At 38.5% G+C, this 20,857-nt stretch carries 10 protein-coding genes; 1 reads left to right on the forward strand and 9 read right to left on the reverse strand.

Annotated elements, in window-relative coordinates; translation table 11 throughout:
- Positions 1-2: 2 nt before the first annotated feature.
- The 9 genes from EZ444_RS18885 to EZ444_RS18925 all read right to left on the reverse strand — a co-directional run bounded on the left by EZ444_RS18885 (position 3) and on the right by EZ444_RS18925 (position 18,067).
- Positions 3-1,676, reverse strand: a complete 1,674-nt coding sequence (locus EZ444_RS18885) for a glycoside hydrolase family 43 protein (RefSeq protein ID WP_205945308.1) — start codon at positions 1,674-1,676, stop codon at positions 3-5.
- A 14-nt stretch (positions 1,677-1,690) separates the two neighbouring features.
- A complete protein-coding gene (locus EZ444_RS18890; protein ID WP_205945309.1) occupies positions 1,691-3,187 on the reverse strand; it encodes a polysaccharide lyase domain-containing protein in 1,497 nt (498 codons plus the stop codon).
- Between the two features lie 23 nt (positions 3,188-3,210).
- Positions 3,211-3,963 carry a rhamnogalacturonan acetylesterase gene (locus EZ444_RS18895; RefSeq protein WP_131610708.1) on the reverse strand — a complete coding sequence of 251 codons (753 nt, stop codon included), beginning with the start codon at positions 3,961-3,963 and terminating at the stop codon, positions 3,211-3,213.
- 106 nt (positions 3,964-4,069) lie between these two features.
- Positions 4,070-5,080, reverse strand: coding sequence for a pectinesterase family protein (locus tag EZ444_RS18900; RefSeq protein WP_225874773.1), 1,011 nt, complete (start codon positions 5,078-5,080; stop codon positions 4,070-4,072).
- Positions 5,081-5,097: 17 nt separating this feature from the next.
- A complete protein-coding gene (locus EZ444_RS18905) occupies positions 5,098-6,552 on the reverse strand; it encodes a pectate lyase family protein (RefSeq protein WP_205945310.1) in 1,455 nt (484 codons plus the stop codon).
- A 201-nt stretch (positions 6,553-6,753) separates the two neighbouring features.
- Positions 6,754-8,358: a DUF5123 domain-containing protein gene (locus EZ444_RS18910; protein WP_165503662.1), complete on the reverse strand. Its 1,605-nt coding sequence runs from the start codon at positions 8,356-8,358 to the stop codon at positions 6,754-6,756.
- 20 nt (positions 8,359-8,378) lie between these two features.
- Positions 8,379-10,232: a RagB/SusD family nutrient uptake outer membrane protein gene (locus tag EZ444_RS18915; protein ID WP_131610711.1), complete on the reverse strand. Its 1,854-nt coding sequence runs from the start codon at positions 10,230-10,232 to the stop codon at positions 8,379-8,381.
- 11 nt (positions 10,233-10,243) lie between these two features.
- A complete protein-coding gene (locus EZ444_RS18920; RefSeq protein ID WP_131610712.1) occupies positions 10,244-13,456 on the reverse strand; it encodes a SusC/RagA family TonB-linked outer membrane protein in 3,213 nt (1,070 codons plus the stop codon).
- A gap of 222 nt (positions 13,457-13,678) precedes the next feature.
- On the reverse strand, positions 13,679-18,067 hold the full coding sequence (locus tag EZ444_RS18925) for a hybrid sensor histidine kinase/response regulator transcription factor (RefSeq protein ID WP_131610713.1): 4,389 nt from the start codon (positions 18,065-18,067) through the stop codon (positions 13,679-13,681).
- Positions 18,068-18,303: 236 nt separating this feature from the next.
- Here EZ444_RS18925 and EZ444_RS18930 point away from each other — a divergent pair, with 236 nt between their 5' ends.
- The gene (locus EZ444_RS18930) at positions 18,304-20,796 is read left to right on the forward strand and encodes a TonB-dependent receptor (RefSeq protein ID WP_131610714.1); all 2,493 of its coding nucleotides are present in this window, start codon (positions 18,304-18,306) and stop codon (positions 20,794-20,796) included.
- Positions 20,797-20,857 lie beyond the last annotated feature (61 nt).

A 20,857-nucleotide genomic window follows, 5' to 3' on the forward strand; every position in this document is an offset into this window, starting at 1 on the left:
TTTTAGTTGACTGGTTCTATTCTGAACCAATCGAAATCAGCGTACCCTGAATCATTAATTTTCACATCTCTGGTACAGAAAAGGCCTACTTTTGCACCTATCCATTGCCCCGGCGTTGCCACAAACTCGTTCCCGGCATCTTCAAATTTCTGCCCATCTAAGCTATAGCTGAATTTACACTTCCCACCTTTAACTACGGTTACACGCAAGTAAAGTGTAGCCCCAGTCAGTTTGCTTAATGTTGTTTCTACTTCTTTCCCACCTTTGTGAGCATTTTTACCAACAGAATAAATCAGATAATTGCCATCCTTTTTACTTTTAATAGAAAGATTAGCATAACTCTGTCCCATAATGATCAATCCTGCTTTTTCATTTTCAATCTTTGTATTAGGTGAAAATGTAAGCTTTGTAGTTGTTTTAAATTCTTCTGTTGGAAATTTCTGTAGTAAAATATTAGGTACATCCCAATAATTCCTTGCACTATCAGGTACTTGATCCGAATACAACCTTAATGTACCTTTTTCAGCATTCAGGAATGACCAGGTTGCTTTTGGATTCGCCTGCCATTGCCATTGAGGTCCCAAAGCTCTGCCGTTAAATTCATCACTTTCTACAGGAGTCTGAATTGGATAAATCTTGCCTACATTCGGCTTTTTATATGTCATTACCGGCTCACCTATTCCATCTCCATCTTTGTCAATACCTATTACCGGCCAGTCGTTTATCCATTTCATAGGTTGCAGATGTACAACCCTACCATATGCATCTTTATCCTGAAAATGCAAAAACCAGTCTTCACCAGTTTGAGTATTTACCCAAGCACCTTGGTGTGGGCCATTCACAGTACTTTTACCTTGATCCATTACTACTTTACGTTGGTAAGGGCCATATATATTTTTGGAGCGTAACACCAATTGCCATCCTGTAGAAACACCACCTGCTGGTGCAAAAATGTAGTAATAACCATTGCGCTTATAAAACTTTGGCCCTTCAATAGTAGGGTCAGTTTCATGTCCGTCATATACAATTACACCAGCATTAAACGTTCTTGTACCTTCAGCATTCAATTGCTTCACCGCAATTACACTTTTTATCCCTGCACGACTACCTGCATAAGCATAGGCCAGATAAACTTTACCATTGTCATCCCACAGTGGACAGGGATCAATTAAACCTTTACCTGCTTCAATAAGTTCTGGCTTAGACCAAGGACCTGCAGGATTCTTTGCCTTGGTTACATAAATCCCAAAGTCTGGATCTGGAAAATAAATATAAAACTCATTGTTGTGGTAACGTATAGCAGGAGCCCAAACACCATTGCCATGTTGGGTTTTAGCGAAATGATCAAAAGGAGGCTGACGGTCAAAAACATGGCCAATGATCTTCCAGTTCACCAAATCTTTAGAATGAAGAATTGGCAATCCAGGGACCGCATCAAAGCTAGAGGCAACGAGGTAAAAATCATCACCCACCCTAATTGCGTCCGGATCAGAATAATCCGCATCCAAAATTGGATTCTTGTAAGTACCATTGCCCTGATCAGCTACCCATACTTTTGAAACATAGTTAGACATGATTTCTTCTTTAACAACTTTGCTTTTTTGCTGAGCATCGGCATCATGAATAGTGGCTAAAGTAATTCCTGCAAAAAGTAGTGTGTTATATAAATGGTTCATCGTTCTATTGGTTATTATTTTAATTGGTTTTCAAGAATGGTTGCTACCAGGCTATTGATGTATACTTCTATATTGTCATAAGCAGTGCTCAAATTCCGTCCGCTAGCATTGGCTACTTTAGAATCAAGGCCTTTGGCTTTTTCCCATTCATCAGGCATACCATCACCATCCGTATCTAACAAGGCTGGTAAACTTTGTAGCAATGGCCAACCATCAACGTCTCCTTGGGTATCTATAATTCCGTTAGTGCTTCCATTAGAACCTACTTTATAAAAGGTTTTATTGCGGGCATGTAAAACGGTGCGGGTATCTATAGCATCTCTTTTTAACACTGCACCTGCATAATCCAGCACCTTATCATAAGCTGCTAAAGCCGTATGTGTGGTTACATTGTTGTCAATTGCCAAAGGTGTATTAAGCTTAATCGCCAATTTATCCGCGTCCGAAACCGTACCATAGCTACTATGAAACTGATTGGCTACCCCATAAGTCCAATTGTCACCCGTAGCAGTTGCACGCTCATTTACATAATTGCCATTCACATAAAACTTACCCCAGATATCGTAAACCTCTGTACCTGGAATTTTATTCTTGTCGATAGAAACGATTCTATCTTTTTTAGTACTTGCCGGTCCTGGTTTATAATAGTTATTGATGATGTTGATGTTCATTGCTTCACCACCGTAGGCATTATTAGTCGGTCCCCAATTGTAAAAAACATTATTTCTGATATCTACCAGATCGGTTAAAGCAAAAGCCTTTCCTGCTTCTTCCCCATACCTTGGATTACGACTATCATGGTTGGCCATTAAATTATGATGAAAGGAAGCATTTTTTCCTCCCCATACTCCACCGTAACCATGCGCACCTTTACCATGTACAGAATTCCTTAAGCTTTCTGCAATCAAACACCACTGAAGAGTAAAATTCTCATTTGCATAAAAGGAAACGCATTCGTCCGTAGACCAACTCATGGAACAATGGTCTACAATAATATTTTTTTGGAATCTCCCTCCAAAAGCATCGCCTTCCTGCTTCTCTGTATCTCCCATTCTAAAGCGCAAATACCTTACAATTACATTGTCTGCACCTACGTTAACTTCATAATTTCTCAGGCAAATACCATCACCCGGAGCCGTTTGTCCGGCAATGGTGATGTCTTTATTTCTAATCACCAATCTACTTTGTAAGGCTATCGTACCCGAAACTTCAAAAACTACAACACGAGCACCAATTGCATCTATGGCTGCTCTTAAGCTGCCCGCTCCTGCATCATTAAGGTTGGTTACTTTGATTACTTTACCCCCTCTACCACCAGTTGTGTTACGCCCAAAACCTTCAGCCCCCGGAAAGGCATAAGCAGATTCAGCAACAGGCGTAGGTCCTGTTGTAGTATCCTTTTCTTCTTCTATTGAAGGAGCTATCTCTACTTTTTTCTTTTTTCCGCAATTGGTAAAAGTGAAAGCAATGAGCAGCATCACAGTGCTTAACAATAATCTTCTAACGATCATTTGAAATAATATTTTTAATAACGTTAACGTTTTACAATTCTATTGGCTAGCTCCAAATTCAGCTTTTTCAATTCTAACAAGACCAATTCGGCCATTCTACGTGCTCCGTACTCATTAAAATGCGTATTGTCATCCACTCCTGCCGGATAATTAGGATGCTGTCCGGGCGTTAGCTTATTAAACAACAACTTCGAATTCTCTGTGCCCATCTGTTGTAATAATACCATACTCTCTTTATCCAAATCAATCAAAGAAACTTGCTTGTCTTTAGCCACATTCCTTACAATTTCAGAATATACCTGGTGACTTTCCTTCACATTGCCGTCTACATCAAAACTGCGGCGGGCTACAGGTGTAATCAATATTGGAAAAGCTCCTGCTTTTAGGCTTTCGCTGACGTATTTCTCCAGATTAGTTTTAAATTCTTCTTCTGTCGTATAGGTCTTTTTTGTTTTTACCTCATCATTATGCCCAAACTGTATAAATACATAATCACCCGCTTTTAAGCTATCTGTTACCGATTTCCAACGCCCCTCTGTGATAAACGACTTGGTACTGCGACCATTCTGTGCACGGTTATCAACACTCACCGACTCATCAAAAAAGTTAGCAAAGGGCATCCCCCATCCAGTTTCCGGATATTTGGAAACTAATTTTACCGACATGGTCGAATCTCCAACCAGATAAACTTTGATCTTTTTGACAGGCATGTTAAATGCCATTAGCAGTACGCAAGTAAAAAGAGTGAGATATTTAAACTTGTTAAATGTGGTCATGTTGAATATAATTTGGTTAAACAATCATACGAACTAGAAAATGCTTATTGGCGATGTGATGATACTAAATTTGTGCAATCGTTATCGGGAAAAGCTTTCTCAATCGCTAAAAAGGCTTCCAGGTTCCTAAAATCTTTTCTAGCGTATATTCTTTTACTTGTTCGTCTGTTAACTGTTTAGACCATGATTGTCTTTGTCCTGCTTTATACCCATCGCCAGTACTTTTATATTCTGCATAAAAAGCTGTAGCTTCATTAGCCACGTCTCCCCAGTTGTTCCAACCTTCAGGCTTAATGTGTCCCGCCATTTCACAATTTACAAATACTACATTGGCATTAGGTCGCCATGGCCTACCCAGATGTACACTTGCAGTACCAGAAGTTCCCGTTAATTTACAATTGAGATAAACATAACCATATTTTTTACCCGCTGGTGTAGAAGCGGCAGTTATATAACCACTTCTTAAACTATGCAGCGTACAGCGATCAAATACAGCGGTAGAACCACCAAACATATAATCTACCGTGCCAGCAATGTAACAGTCTTTTAAATACTGAATGGTATTATCGGCTGCATAATAAGTATCCTGAAAAGCTAAAAACCTACAATTGTTAAAAGCGGAAAAATTACCTCCAATGTTAATGGCCAATGCTTGACCAGCATCTATCCCTGCGGTATTCTCGAAAGTTAAGTTCTCGGCTTTAAAGTAATCGGCCTTAATAAATACTGATGCCGAGCCAGACGTTCCATACTTTATACCATTTCCATCTAATCTTTCAGAATAATTGTCGAAAGTTAAAACTGTTTTCTCCTTATCTTCACCTTTAAAATGAATGTAGTTTTTATTCTTAGGTATGGTGAGTACTTCCTTATACACTCCATTTTTGATGGCAATTAAATAATATTTCGTCCCATTATTTGGTGCTGCATCAATTGCAGCCTGTAAAGTTGTATAATCTCCGGCACCATCTTTAGCGACAGTTTTGTCGGGTTTAGCGGAGTTATCAGGTGGCACGACTACTTCCACTGGTGGTATATATTTAGGTAGGCTATATTTAACTTCCTTTTCGCAAGACATCAAACTCAAGAGTAAAATGAAGCAAATTAAAGATCTCATATTTTTCATGTTTAGTTTTATTTGATTTGGTTAACAGTGATGTTCTTCACTAAACTGTTTATATACACTTCAATATTTGTATAGCCGGTACTTAAATCATTTCCATTGTTATCTGCTACTTTAGGATTCAATCCATTTTCAATTTCCCAGCTATCTGGCATACCATCTCCGTCCGTATCCGTAAGTGGAGTTGTAGCATTTAAAACCGGCCATCCGCCAACATCTGTCTGCGAATCTATAATTCCCTTTTTACCAGTTTTCGAACCATTATAAGTAACGACACCTTCTTTCACCTCTTTTACAATCCGAGTATCTACAGCATCTCTCTTAAAGCTTGCACCACCATACAATAGCACAGCGTTATAAGCTTGCTCGGCAGTATGAGCAGTTAATGCTTCAGCACTAAATGGCACCGTCATTTTTGCCAATGTGTAATTGGCATCTCCTAATCCCGATCCCTTATCCATCCCCCCGTTCCAATTGTCTTGAGTTACCGTTGCATTCCCATCAACATAATTACCTGTAGCGTAAAACTTTCCAAATCCAGCACCATATTTAACCAAGTCTGTTTCCATTGATATTTCCATGATCCGTCTCCTTATTGAACTTGCTGTTGCAGGACCTGGTTTGTAATAATTGGCTACCATATTGTACTCACCATTTTCACCGCCATACGAACTGTTACTTCCCCAGTTATAGATCACATTGTTACGGAAATCTACTTTATCTATTCCAAAAGGACTACTGCCGGTTCCTGTCCTATGTCCACCATCAAAACGGGCGTTTCTACTGTTATGATGTGCCAACAGATTGTGATGAAAACTCGCATTAGATCCCCCCCAGATTGCACCATATCCGTGATCATCCTTTTCATGGAAGGATTTGTTTAGACTTTCCGAAAGAATACACCATTGCATGGTAAAATTCTTATTCGCGTAAAAAGAAGAACACTCATCAATTGACCAGCTCATAGAACAATGGTCTACTACAATACTTTGATGATAGCGTCCCCAAAGTGCATCCTGTTCATTTTTGGTTAAATCGCCCATCCTGAACCGCAGGTAACGAATAATCACGTTATCTGCATCTACGTTCATTTCATAATCCTGAATGCAAATTCCATCACCAGGAGCCGTTTGTCCGGCAATAGTGACATTGCCATTTTTAATTTGAATACGGCTGGTTAATTTAATATTCCCAGACACTTCAAAAACTATTATTCGCGCTCCGGTTTCCGCAATTGCAGCTCTTAAGCTTCCCGAACCCGCATCATTAAGGTTCGTAACTTTAATGATTTTACCCCCACGACCACCCGATGCAATCTTTCCAAACCCTTCTGCTCCCGGAAATGCGAAAGCATCTTCTGTGACCTTGCCTGACTCTTTTGGTTTCAGACTTGGATCAACATATGTACCTGGTCCGGCAAACTTTTCTTGCTTTTTACAGGAAGCAAGAGCTATTGTAAAAACCATCAAGAGCTTTATTATTTTAGCTGATTTCACCATTGTCTTTATACTGATTTAGGTCGCATTTTTTATTAGTCTCTCATTAAATTATACACAATACGATTCCACATATGCACAACATGGGTACATATAAAGGTGTACAACTATCATTCATTTGTTAAAGACCGTATCATAGAACTGATACGGTCTTACTTTATATATTTGTAACTACCTCCAGCGTGGGTCTCCGGCAGTTGCCTTTCCGGCAAAAGCATTATCTATAATTTGGAAATTACCATTATCAGGATTCGAAAATAATTGCGTACTGAGACCGGAGTAAGCCGTAGCAGCAAAAGTATTCCCAGTCAAAACAGCATCCGATGTAACATAAGAATTGTTTACTACCAGATTCGTACCGGCATACCGTATTCCTTTTGCACTCGCTAAAGGCGAAAGTGTCTTACCAAAAATATTGTTATTGAAAGAGAAAGCACCAATCGTCTGCGCATTATAGTCGATAAAAATACGTCCGTTACCTGTCGTATTGTTAAACGTACAGCTCTCTATATTTAAGGAAGCTGAAGGTTGACTATTGTGTATAATAAGGCCCAATCCTATTTTATAGAAGGTACTATTCTTGATGGAAATGTTATTGATTTTTCCATTTGTTGCGCCATTTGTATTGATAAACGCATAAGTTCCATTCGCATTATTGTCGCCAATATCATAGACTAAACATTTGTTGATGGTAAACTTATCTATAGTGATGACATTAGTACTTTGTAAACGCATAGGTGTATTCACAAAGTTTCTGATGATACAATTTTCAAAGTTTATTTCTGCTGTAGTATTAGCAGCTCCTTGGTTAAAAATGTAGTTACGCTTCGCTTTTGTTGGATCTCCACTGGTATAACCAGTTAAATCGATGTTTTCAAATTTCAATGTTCCGGTAGATGCAGATAAGGTAATGCCATTAAAAGCTACTATAGGTTTATTTGGAGCATCTTCACCATAAATGGTTAGCGAAACTCCCGAAGGAATAACTACCGCTACATCAGAATTATATACAGTACCTTTTAAAAGAACAAATACAGTTCCATTGGCAGCATTTTGAATCAAAGCAGCCAAATCATCTAATGGGCCAACATTAACCACATTAGGTCCTGTTGGCAAAGTTGAAATCGTAGTGAATCCTGATGTGCCCCTAATAGAAGTATTGAAATACAATACCGCACTGTAGGCTGTCGCTGGTGTTAATCCGGTAATAACCTTTTCTCCCAACGCTACTTCCTGTGCAGAAATATCGTACTTGCTTGCGCCAATCATAATATGCGTTACCTGATTAGGTATTTTCCATTTTAGTTTTGCAGTCGTTGTGGTCAGATCAGCCAGATCAACGGGATACATAATTTGTTCTGTCTTTGTTTTGAAAGCAACAGCCGCCCATTCCGATTCCTCTTTCCCGCCACTGGCATCTACTCCTTTTATCCTTGCAGAGTATTGCGTACTTGGATCAAGCAGATCTGGAATCACGAACGAATATCCATTGCCGTCTTTTACAGCTTGAGTAGTATATGTTTTTATGATCTGAGTAAACTTCAAGCTGTCCTTACTCAATTCTACGATATAACTATTGATACCTGGCTTGCCTTTAAATGTTAATTTTGCAGTCACACCATCAACCGCAGCCAAGACTTCAGAAGGACGGAAAAGTCGGTTATAACTTTCATCCACTTCCCATTCATTCATCTTCCTACAAGAAGTAACAGCTAATCCAATTGTCATCAATAAGACTGCTATTGTTAATATTTTATATAACCTATGTTTTTTCATTTTACAGCTATTTAGCATGGTTAGAAACCGTAAGAATTTTTTAATTTACCCTGAGAATCGCTGATCACAGAGTTTGGAATTGGATACAAATGCCTGTTTTGTGCAGCACCAGCATTAAGTCCGCTACTGAAAAGATCAATACGCTCATTATAACTGGTAATTTCAGTTGCTGAATATCCTGACATCCAGTTAATTTTTGTATAACCCGGAATATCTACCGTTCCTTTATCCTGATAGAAATTGATAGCCGGTTTATCCAAAATTTCATTATTGGCTTCGTATTTATAAAAAAGCGCTTTAGGAAGTGTTTGATAAGGGGCTGCACCAGTTAGCATCTTCTTAAATTCTGTTCTTTGCTGCGCAATTTTAGTAGTCAGCAGGTTCCATCTGATCAAATCAAACTTTCTAACTGCTTCTCCACCAAATTCCCATGCTCTTTCATCTACAATAGCATTAAAGAAAGAAAGTTCCCCACCCAAAGCATCCACATAAGCATCTACTTTTAAAGGACGATCTGCCTCTGCAAAAGCCCTGCGTCTAACTTCTTTAAGTGCAAGTTTGGCATCAGCAGTAGGTCCACTATTTAAAGCATTTTCGGTCTCAGCCAACATCAATAACACATCGGAGTAGCGCATTACCGCCCAGTTAATACCGTAGCCAAATTTTCCAGCTGCAGCTTTATTCAAATTACTCCAGGTATCATTCATAAAACGCTGATCCCATTTAGCAAAATTGTAAGAAAGCGGGTTGGTCTGGAATACTTCTTTTATGTCTGCCGCACTATTACTATAAGTATAGTAAGCAATGGTATTGTCTCTTCTGATATCCTTTTGATCAAAAGAATAGAAATAATAAGCTGTTGTATTTACCACATTCGCATTGTTCCCAAAACCGTATTTAGCATTGGTATAAAATCTAATCCCTATAGAATAGCCCATCTCTCCACTCCTACTTAAACCATTTGCTACTTCGAACATATTTTCGTTAAACGCAGCGTCTTGTTCAAAACGACCTAACTTTTTCCAAACATCTATATAATTGGTATTTAACTGATGAAGGCCTCTCAGTTTGATCTCCTTGCATTGGCGATTTGCCAGTTCATAATATTGTCTCCAATTTGAACCTCTTTCTGTCGGAAAACCTGGTTTATTACGGATAGAATACCCACCTCTAAAAAGGGCAATTCTTGCAGTCAATCCTTTTACAAATCCCTTTGTTACCATCTCGACAGAAGTATAGGTACCTGTTTTTATCCAGGGCACATACTTTTCTGCTACACTTAAATCAGCTAAAAGATGATCGTAAATTTCATCTCTATCGGTTGCAGGCAGGTATACATTAGAAAGGTCGGCCTTTGAAGGTTCGGCTTTGTAAGGCACATCTCCCCAATTCTTTACCAATTCAAAATAGGCCAGCGCCCTAAGCGTAAGGGCTTCGCCCATATAACCTTTCATTATGGTAGAATCTGAGGTAGACATTAAAGGACTACTTTTTATTCCATCTATAACTAGATTCGATCGCTCTATCATTTTATAAATAAGGGTCCATTCTTTGGCAATAGAATTATTATCTGGTGTACCCAGATAATTAGAAAGACCTCTGTTCGTATTTTCCTTATAACTATTGGCATCTGCCCCTACAATTTCAATATCAGAATTTGTAGCATAGTTTAAAGATAATCGTGCTGAATACATTTGGTCTTGTGTTAACAAGGAATAGACGCCCATTAAAGCATAACTGGCATATGTTGTTGAATTATATACTACGTCTGGAGTATATTCTGATGGAGATGAGCTATCCAAAAAGCCCTTTTTACAGGCGTTTAGGGTTAAGGCTAAAACGGCTATATATGTGATTATTATTGTCTTTTTCATCGCTAATTTTATTAAAGTGATACATTAACTCCAGCCACAAAAGATCGGCTTTTCGGATAAGCTGAATAGTCTACTCCTGGAGTAACCGGAGGACTTCTTCTGGTATCTACTTCAGGATCGAAGCCCGAATAATTCGTAATTAGGAATACGTTGTATGCTGTTGCATAAAACCTTAAATTACTCATTCCTATTTTACTAGAAATTTTTCTAGGCAGCGTATAACCGAGTGTAAGTGTGTTTAATCTTAAGAAAGAACCATCTTCAATAGCCCATGAATGTAATGGCGTCTGTGTCATGATTGGGTGCCAGATGGAAGCATTTTGATTCAGTTCCATTAATCTGGCAGGGTTACCATTGGTACCAGTTGCCACATTAAAACCTGTTAATGGATCAATAATCGTAAATCTATTTGCCAGACTCATGTCGCCAACTAAATTTTGGTATTTTCTAGAAAGCAGGTAGGCTGAAAAATCTAGTTTATTGGCGTTATAGATCTTATTGCCTACAGTCCAGTTAAAGGCTGCAGATAAATCGAATGCTTTATATTTTCCGGTAAGGGTAAAGCCTCCAGTGTGTTTAGGATTGGCATTTCCGATTACCGTTTTATCTGCTGCATCAATTTTACCGTCGCCATTAACATCTTTAAACTTTAAAGTTCCAGGACCAAAATAATTTGCAGAAATTATTCCACTATTATCTGCTACACCCGGAGCAATATCCCATTTACGTGTTGTTGCATTCCAATTAAAATCATTAAATCCATACATTCCTTCTGTCACATAACCATACATTTGGCCAACAGGGCTTCCTTGTTGTACTAAATAATCATCAAGCGGTTGTGCCGATCCATTCCATCCCGAAGTATAGGTTTTAAAGTTTACATCACCGTTCCTATATTCATCCACTTTGTTCTTATTGAACGCAATATTGAAAGTACCTTGAAGAGAGAAGTCCTTTCCACTAATGATGTTTCCATCGATAGTTAGCTCGATCCCGCGGTTTGAAGTACTACCAAAGTTCTGATACTGAAACTGGAAACCTGAGTTTGGAGAAACAGGTGCCTGTACTAGTAAATCCTTAGTTGTATTCCAATAAGCGTCAATGGTTACATTCAGCTTACCTTTTAATATGCTAATATCTGTACCTAGATTCCTGTTAATGGTCGTTTCCCATTTCAATGCGGGATTATACAAGTAAGAGCCAGGAACCAGCTGTGGAGCCTCTTTTTCTCCAGGAAAATAAGGTTTACCCTCAGGACTAGAATTATAATTTAATTGCCATAGGCCACTAGGGATCCTATCGTTTCCTGTACTACCATAACTCACTCTCAACTTCCACTGATCAAGCCAGTCTGACTGAGATTTCAAGAAACCCTCTTCAGAGATTTTCCAGGCTACAGCTACAGATGGGAAGTATGACCATTGATTGCCTTTAGCAAATTTGCTAGAACCATCTGCCCTGAACGTTGCCGTTAACAGGTATTTATTTAAGTAGGCATAGCTTGCACGTCCAAAGAAAGAAGAGAGGTTATTATCTGGTGAAATATAAGTAACCGTTGGAATAGGTGAGCCATAATTCATGCTTGCCAACACTTCAGGGGCTTTCATGTTTACAGGGAAGAACCTTGATTCATTGCTGATCGTTTTATTCCAATTTGAAAGAATTTCTTGACCCGCCACAACATTCAGACTGTGGTCGGCATTGATAAACTTAGTATTGTTATAAGTCAGGTAATTGGAAATCCTATAACTGCCGCCATTAAAAGTATTAATTTTACCAATTGGCTGCGCACCGAAATTTCTGGCGTCAGGAGTTGCAGGTCCAGAAACAACATCAGTTCTTTCGTTCTTAAATTCATAGCCTGCTTCTGATCTAAATGAAAGTACGTCGATAATTTTCCATCTCAATCCTGCATTAAAATTCGTTGCTAAACGATTTTGTTTTTTATACTCATCATTTACAGATTTCACAGGATCATACAATAAGCTATTTGTTTCTGCATCGATCATATCGTCATCGACTACAGATTGCTCAAATTCCCTTAAACCTCTGGTAGGCGCATATTTTATAGAGTTCCTTAATCTGGTATTAGAACCAGAACCTGTATTCACACCTGCACCGTCGATCAGCATATAAGATAGTCTGGTATTAAAATCTACACTTACTTTAGGTGATATATCTGTATTCAGTTTAAAATTCAGGTTATTACGCTCATATCCAGAACCCAGCATCACGCTTTCTTCTTTATTTCTGGTCAGACCAAGATTAAACCTGGAACTTTTAGATCCACCATTTAGCCCAATATTATAAAATTGTTGAGGAGCATTACGTCCAAAAACCTCGTCCTGCCAGTTTCTTCCTTTTATTGATTTGTAAATATCCAGATCCTGGTACACACCATAGTAGTTTTGAAAGGTTGCTGTCTGATCCAATTCATATTGATAAAGTACATACTCGTACGGACTAAGTACACTCAATTCCTTAGTAATGGTTCTAAAACCACCGTAAGCATTTGCAGTAACGTTTACTTTACCTTCTTTACCTTCCTTTGTGGTGATTACAATTACACCATTAGCCGCTCTTGAACCATAAATAGCAGTAGATGCTGCGTCTTTAAGAAAACTAATCGATGCAATATCAGAAGAGGAAATATTACTCATGCTCTCGACCGGAAAACCATCTACGATATAAAGCGGTGAATTATCTTGGGAGATAGATCCCCCTCCACGCAATTTTACTTTAATTTCTGCGTCTGGAGAACCTTCTGTGGCCACAACCTGAAGTCCGGCGATTTTACCGATCAATGCTTCGGCAACATTCGCTACCGGTACCTTGGCAAGGTCCTCTCCTTTAACTACCCCTACAGCTCCTGTTAAATCTCCTTTTTTTACTGTACCGTAACCGATAACAACCACTTCATTCAGACCTTTTGTGTCATCCTCAAGGGTAACAGTAATCTCTGAGCGGGTTCCAACAGTTACCTCCTTAGTTACAAAACCAACATAAGTAAAAACCAGGATCGCATTACCGGCTGAAGGAATATTAATATTATAACTACCGTTTCGATCTGTAGTGGTAGCCGATGTTGTCCCCTTCAACTTAATACTTACGCCGATTAAAGGCCCTGTACCATCAGTAACTTTACCAGTTATTTTTCGGGTTTGCGCCCACGCTGTGCTACAAATAAGCAGCAGCATAAAAAATGGAAGTAGTAATTTATTCATAGTTTATATTTAGTTTCTGTTTATAAACCAAATAAGCTATTCATTCATGCATCTTAGCAAGATTGCTAAGAAATTCCGTTCAGGAGATACTCGAATGGTTTAATATTTGGTTATTCGTTTAAACAAACTTAACGAAGAATGACATTTTCGAGGTCTAAATTTTGACCAAATACATCCAAAAACTATCAATAAAGCCTTTAAAGCATTTTTTTCGGAGTCCGACTAGTTTTTTGAGACCTTTGACTTTAAATATTCTGAAGGTGAGATCCCATATTCTTCTTTAAAGCAGGTGCTGAAATATTTGGCACTGTTGAAGCCCACTGCATAGGCTATTTCAGAGATATTATGGCCATTGGCATCCAGAAACTGCTTAGCTCTTTTCAGGCGCATTTCTCTAACAAATTCTACTGGTGCTAGATTGGTCAGGCTTTTAAACTTCTTATAAAAGGTGGTTCGCCCCATCCCTATAGATTCAGCTACAGCATCAATATTAAACTCTACATCAACCATCCCATTTTCTACAATATCAATGATCTCTTTCAAAAAGGTTTCATCTCTGGAGGTAATTACTATTTCCGTTGGATTCAGTTCAACGGCTTTCTTACTCGCCAAAAGGGATTCAAACATTTTCTTACGCTGCTTTAACAGGTTATCTATCGAAGCCAGAATAAAATCTGTTTGAAAAGGCTTGGTGATATAATAATCAGCTCCATACTTTAAGCCTTCTATTTGGTTTTCCACGGAGGATTTCGCAGTCAGCAATATCACAGGGATATGACTGGTGATGACATTATTCTTTAAGCGATCCAGCATTTGTATGCCATCCAACTCTGGCATCATCACATCGCTTAAGATCAGCTCAGGGATTACTTTAAGTGCCATCTCTAATCCTTCAAGACCATCCTTAGCTTCAACCACTCTGTAAAATTCCTTTAACTGATCGGCCAGGAACTTCCTCAATTCATTGTTATCATCCACCAGCAATACCAATGGTATATCTTTATTACCTGATTGTAAGAATGGTTGTTCTACATGAGCATTTACTTCTGTTGGTTTGCTAAATACCGATTTTACTGGCCCCAAACTGTCCAAGATGATATTTTCGCCATCCTTAAAATGTGCTTTTCCTAATTTCAGCGTAAGGGTAACCGTTAAGCCACCCTCAGGATTATTTCTAGCTTCGATATTGCCATGGTGAAAGCCTACTATTTCTTTGCATAGTGCCAAACCGATCCCCGTACCCTCCAAATTGTTCCCAGGCGCTTTATCCAACTCATAGTAAAGCTCGAAGATATCGTTCAGTTTATCTGGAGGTACGCCTATCCCCTGATCAACAACGCGTATAGTAAAAGTTTCTTCAGCAGGAAGCTGATTAATTTCTATCCGAATTACTTTATTGTCTGGTGTAAACTTAAAGGCGTTAGACAATAGATTATAAATCACAATATCTATCTTTTCTGCATCTATCCAGGCGTATAATTCCTTTACATTGGGAACAACTAGCAATTCGATCTGCTTTTCCCTGGCTACTTCAGAGAAATAGGTTGTAATGTCTTTCACCAAAGCTACAATCTCTGTATGGCTTACCTTAAGGTCCATCTTTCCGCTTTGGGCTTTTCTAAAATCTAAAAGCTGATTGATAAACCTCACCATACGGTTTGCATTTCTGCGTACCACATTGATGTATTCCCGCGCTTTTGGGGATAGATTCTCGAGCCTAGATAATTCTTCAATAGGGTTTACAATGAGTGTTAATGGCGTACGCAGCTCGTGAGAGATATTTGTAAAAAAGCTCAGTTTCAATTCTGTCAGCTTTTGTTCTACGGCAATTCTATTGCGCAGTCTAATCATGGTAAACACAATTCTCCGTGCAATTTCAATCAAAACACCAAACAAAATAACATATAGAATATAAGCCCAAACAGTACGCCATGGTGGTGATGCAATTTTTATAGCAATTGTCTTTATGGGTAGATTCTCATACAAATCAGCATTCAGACTTTTCACCTCAAATACATAATTACCTGGCGGTAAGTTTGTATAAGTGGCCTTACGCTGGTTTTTCACATCATGCCATTCGGTATCAAAACCATTTAAGCGATAAGCATAGGCCTGTTTATTACTTGACCGATAATCCAATACCGTAAAATCTATACTAATGATGTTCTCGCTATATTTTAATTTAATCTCCTTTGCATCATTGATATCAACGTTTACTAGCGGACCAACCTCACCGGGATTTACATCTTTATTATTGATCTGAAAGCTGGTCAATGCCATTTTAGCTTTAATCTTTTTGTCTTTAATCTCAGCAGGACTAAAGGTGATATATCCATTTATGCAGCCAAAAAGCAAATCCCCGTTAGGGAGTTTTAAACTGGAGCCTTCCGACAATCCGGTTTTTGGCAATCCATCATAAGAATCGTAATTTCTGAATCGCTGTGTCTCAGGATCAAATTTCGAAATACCATTTTCAGTTCCAAGCCATAAAATGTGGGAATTATCTTCCACCACACTTAAAACGTAATCACTTGGCAAACCATCCTCTTTGGTGTATACCTTAAACTTTAATCCTTTATCTGACAGTTCAACAACTTTGTTTAATCCACCACCAGAAGTAGCCACCCAAATCCTATTCTTGCTGTCCTTGTAAATGTATTGCGCATCGTTATTACCCAAACTAGTCTTATCACCAGGCACTTTACCATAGCTCTTAAAAGTATAATCGTTTGGATTACCCCTATCCGGATCAAATATGACCAATCCATTGGTGGTTGCGACCCATATATTACCCAAAGCATCCTCTTCCACATGTCTTGCTTTCCATGAGCCTACAGGATAATTTTTAAAAGAATTATGAATGTTTACAAACCTCATTTCATCACCATCAGGTACAAGCAGATTGATGCCATACTGATAAGTAGCAACCCATACTCTTCCTTTTTTGTCTTCCAGGATGGAATAAATCAGATCACTACTCAAACTATTGATATCCTTTTTATCCGCCTTATAATGCGTAAGCTTATATTTCAGCGCAGTTTTATCAATAGGCATAGCTCTGAATAAACCATTCCCTTTAGTCCCCAACCATATGACTCCATCTCGTCCCTGGACGATATTATAAACCAATCCAATCCCTCCTGCAGGTTCGTTTATAAAGATATCCTTTACTTTTTCCCCATTGTGGTAAACATACAGTTTACCTGATTTTGAAGTCAACCATAAACGTTTATGCTGGTCGCTAAAAATCCCTCGGATCTCATTGTCCGACTTATTTAACGTGTATGCAACCAGCAACCCATGCTTAAAATCATTGGATTGAAATATAATCTTGTCTATCCCCCTATCTCGGGTGCTTAACCATAACACACCGGCCGGGTCAAAATAACTATAGGTAACTATATTTGAAAACTGATGATCGGGAGAACCAGGTTTATTGTAAAAATACTCAATCACATCAGCAGCTCGATTATAATAGCCAAATCCACCCCCTTTCATGCTCATCCAAACTCTGCCATTGTGGTCTTCAAAAACCTTATACTCCTTTGCAGTATTGTAAAAATTAGCATCATTCGCTTGAAAGAAGTATTTGAATGTACGCGTAACCGGATTATACTTAATAAGTCCATTCTTTTCCGGTTCTATCCACAATAGACCTGTCTTATCTTCATACATGGACAACATCGGGCCTACTCCTGGCATGTAAGCAATAACGGATTGCAGATCAGAAATATTTGTTGAGATCACGTTCCTACCAGCTGTAGCATATAGCGTCCGTTGGTTTTTACTCAGCAGTAATGCATTTACCCGATCGTCAGCTATTTTTTTCTTTAAAAACCCATGGGATGATTTATCGTAACGAATTAAACATCCGTCATTCGTACCAAACCAAACGTGCTGTCCATCTTCGGCCATACAGGTGTAGGCCATCCCTTTTGCAAAACCAACATCGAGACTTTTATTTTTGTATTGACCGGACTGATCAGAGCGCAGACAGGAAAGGCCGGCCTCCGTGCCTATCCATATATTCTTTTCTTTATCTTCCTGCAAAAAGTTAACCTTGTTTGATGGCAACTGGAAACCATCTTTCAGTCCAAAGTTATATCTGGTAATTTCAGGATTACCGGATGGGCTGTTTTTTACCGCAAACACCCCCTGATCCAAGGTAGTTAGCCATACAAAATCCTTACCTGCTACTTCAATTCCAGTAAATAAGATATTTCTGATTTTCTTTTCTTCCAGGAGACTTGATATAGCCAGAAACTTTTTACGCTGCTTATCAAAGCGGTACACCTGGTTATCGTATACTTCAAGCCATAAATAACCTTGCTTGTCCTCTATGATATTGTCAACTCTGTTGATTTTTAAGCTGGAACTATCACCCGGACGGGTTTTATAGGTTACAAAATTATGTCCATCAAAGCGGTTGATGCCATCCCAAGTCCCAAACCACATAAAACCATCGCGGTCTTTAAGGATATTCATTACCCCATCGTGGGATAAACCGTCTTCAGTTGAATAATGCTCAATCTTACATTTGATCTGTGCGGTAGCCTCTACTGTTAAAAACAGCAGTGAAATAATACCATACAGCCTCATTTTTTCAAGCATAATACAAACTTAACACATACCAGATTATAATTGGTGTTACAACAAGATTAAATACTATGTGTTAATAAAAAAAAGATATGCCCGATTAAATGTGTGCAATCGTTTTCCAGATGGAAAGCATTTGTCCATCGCTTGTCCCCACTATTCATATCTATTTAAAATTATTCTAAATAAATTTGGCGATTTAAGTTTCAGCTCTTACATTTGCCGCCGTTAGAATTAATCTAAATAAGTATATGAAAAACATCTACTCTATCTTTATTCTCAGTATTCTATTTTCATTAAACCTGCCTGCTTTTGCTCAGGAGGGTCCTTCGCAACTTGCGTCTGCCCCGATAAGAGGTGGTATTAAGGGAAAGGTTAGGGCAAATGACAGCAAGCCAGCTAGCCTTGTAACCATACAAATAGTTGAAAACAATAGACAAACTTTATCTAACGAGGAAGGAAAATTCAAATTCAACAACTTAAAAAGTGGAGAATATACTTTAAAAATCTCTTCTGTAGGTTTGAAAGTTCAAACTCAAAAAGTAACGGTAATTGAGGGACAAACAGCATATGTTGAGTTTATACTTTCAGAAAACTCTGGACAGCTTGACGAGGTGGAGATTGGTGGTTATCAAACGCCTAATCAAAAACCTATTAGTCTTGGTAAAATAGCTATTGCTCCTAGAGACTTACCTCAATCGGTTCAAATCATAGGTACTCAAGTCATTCAAGACCAGCAAGCAAATCGCTTAGCTGATGTTATAAAGAATGTAAATGGTGTTTCGTTGGGTGCTAACCGTGGAACTGTTGGCGAAAACTTTTATGCTCGTGGCTATAGCCTTGGTGCTAACAACGTACTTAAAAATGGGGCTAGAACTATCATCGGTGGTATGCCAGAAGCCAGTACATTAGAATCAGTAGAGGTACTTAAAGGTAGTTCGGCTTTACTTTATGGTGGCGTTAGTGGTGGTGCTGTGGTAAACATGGTAACCAAAAAACCTAAGTTTGAGTATGGAGGAGAGTTCTCTATGCGTATAGGAAGTTACGACTTCTATAAACCAACACTAGATTTATACGGTCCTGTATCTAAAAACATTGCTGTTCGCGTAATTGGAACTTATGAAAAAGCGGGTAGCTTTAGAGATAAAGTAAAATCTGAAAGGATTTATGTTAATCCTTCTTTACTCTATCAAATTAGCGACAAAACAGATTTACTCATCCAAGGTGATTACTTAAAAAGTGACTTCAGTCCAGATTTTGGTATCGGTACTGTCGACAATAAAATATCACCACTTGGTAGAAATGTATTTTTAAATACCGATTGGGCTTATAACAAAACCAATACCACTACTGCACAGGCTGTTTTAAATCACAAGTTTAATAACGACTGGAAATTGAATGTTTCTGCATCCCTGCAATCTTATGATAGGAACTATTTCTCTAGCGAACGTCCTTTTGTAAAAACAGATGGTATTTGGAATCGTGCACTTACCAGATCTAAAATAAACGAACTCACCTTCAACCAGCAAGTCAACTTAACTGGAACATTTAAAACAGGTTCTTTGGCACATACACTATTGGTTGGTGCAGATGCTGATCAATCGAGAACAAAAACTGGTGGTTTCAGCAATCCGAATAAATTGACCACACCTGCTCCAGAAAAGGCAAAATACTATGATACTGTAAATCTGCTTGATCTATCTTCATTCAATATCCCTAGTAACTTTAATGCCCCGGAGACAAATTTATTGGCCAATACAAAAGCTCCGATTTATCGTGTGGGCGGCTTTGTTCAGGATATGGTAACCGTTAGTGAGAAGTTTAAAGTTTTAGCAGGTATCCGTTGGACATACCAAAAAACACCGTCAACAACCATTGACTCAGTGACAATCAACAAAACTGTAAAAGGTACAACCCCAGATAAAACAGATAAAGCCTTTTCGCCTAAAGTAGGTGTCGTTTATGAGCCATTTAAAGCAACTTCTATTTATGCAAGTTACGCCAGCAACTTTACCTCAAATGCGGGTATAGATGTGACTACAAATGCCCCAATGAAACCGTCTATTATTGATCAGTTTGAAGCTGGTATTAAAAATGATTTCCTTGATGGAAAACTATCTGCTAATGTTACCTGGTATAAAATTGTTAACAACAGATTTGCACAGACAGCAGAATTAAACCTTCAAGGGGACCGTAACAGTGATACCAACTTGAAGGAATTCACAGGAAAAACGGCAAGTGATGGTATTGAGATTGACATTTCAGGAACTATTGTTGAAGGCTTAAATTTCATCGCCGGATATAGTTACAATTATATGCGCTACACTAAAACTAGTGATGTTGAAGTTATAGACCCTAAAGATCCTAAAAAATATTTGGTGACCAAGGGTATTCTTGAAGGAGAACGCTTAGTAGGAACGACTAAGAATACTGCAAACGGAAGTCTATTCTATACTTTTAATACCGGTCCAGTGAAAGGCTTAAAACTTGGTGCATCTGCTTTTTATACTGGCGACCGCAATGGTGGTAGAAACACAAATAAATCAGGTACTTCATCAGGTATTATCCCGGTAAAAGGTTTTACCACATTTGATCTATCTGCCGGTTATAGCTACAAAAAGATCAGTATCCTTGGTAAACTATCAAACCTTACCAACGAATTGAATTACTACGTCCACGAGAACTATAGTGTAAACCCTATTCCTCCAAGACAATTCATGACTACAATAGCATATAAATTCTAAGTTGATATTACTATCCCTATAAAACCGGGCTATCTGTAAAAAGGTAGCCCGGTTTACATTT

Source organism: Pedobacter hiemivivus (assembly GCF_004331685.1).
Lineage (GTDB): Bacteria > Bacteroidota > Bacteroidia > Sphingobacteriales > Sphingobacteriaceae > Pedobacter > Pedobacter hiemivivus.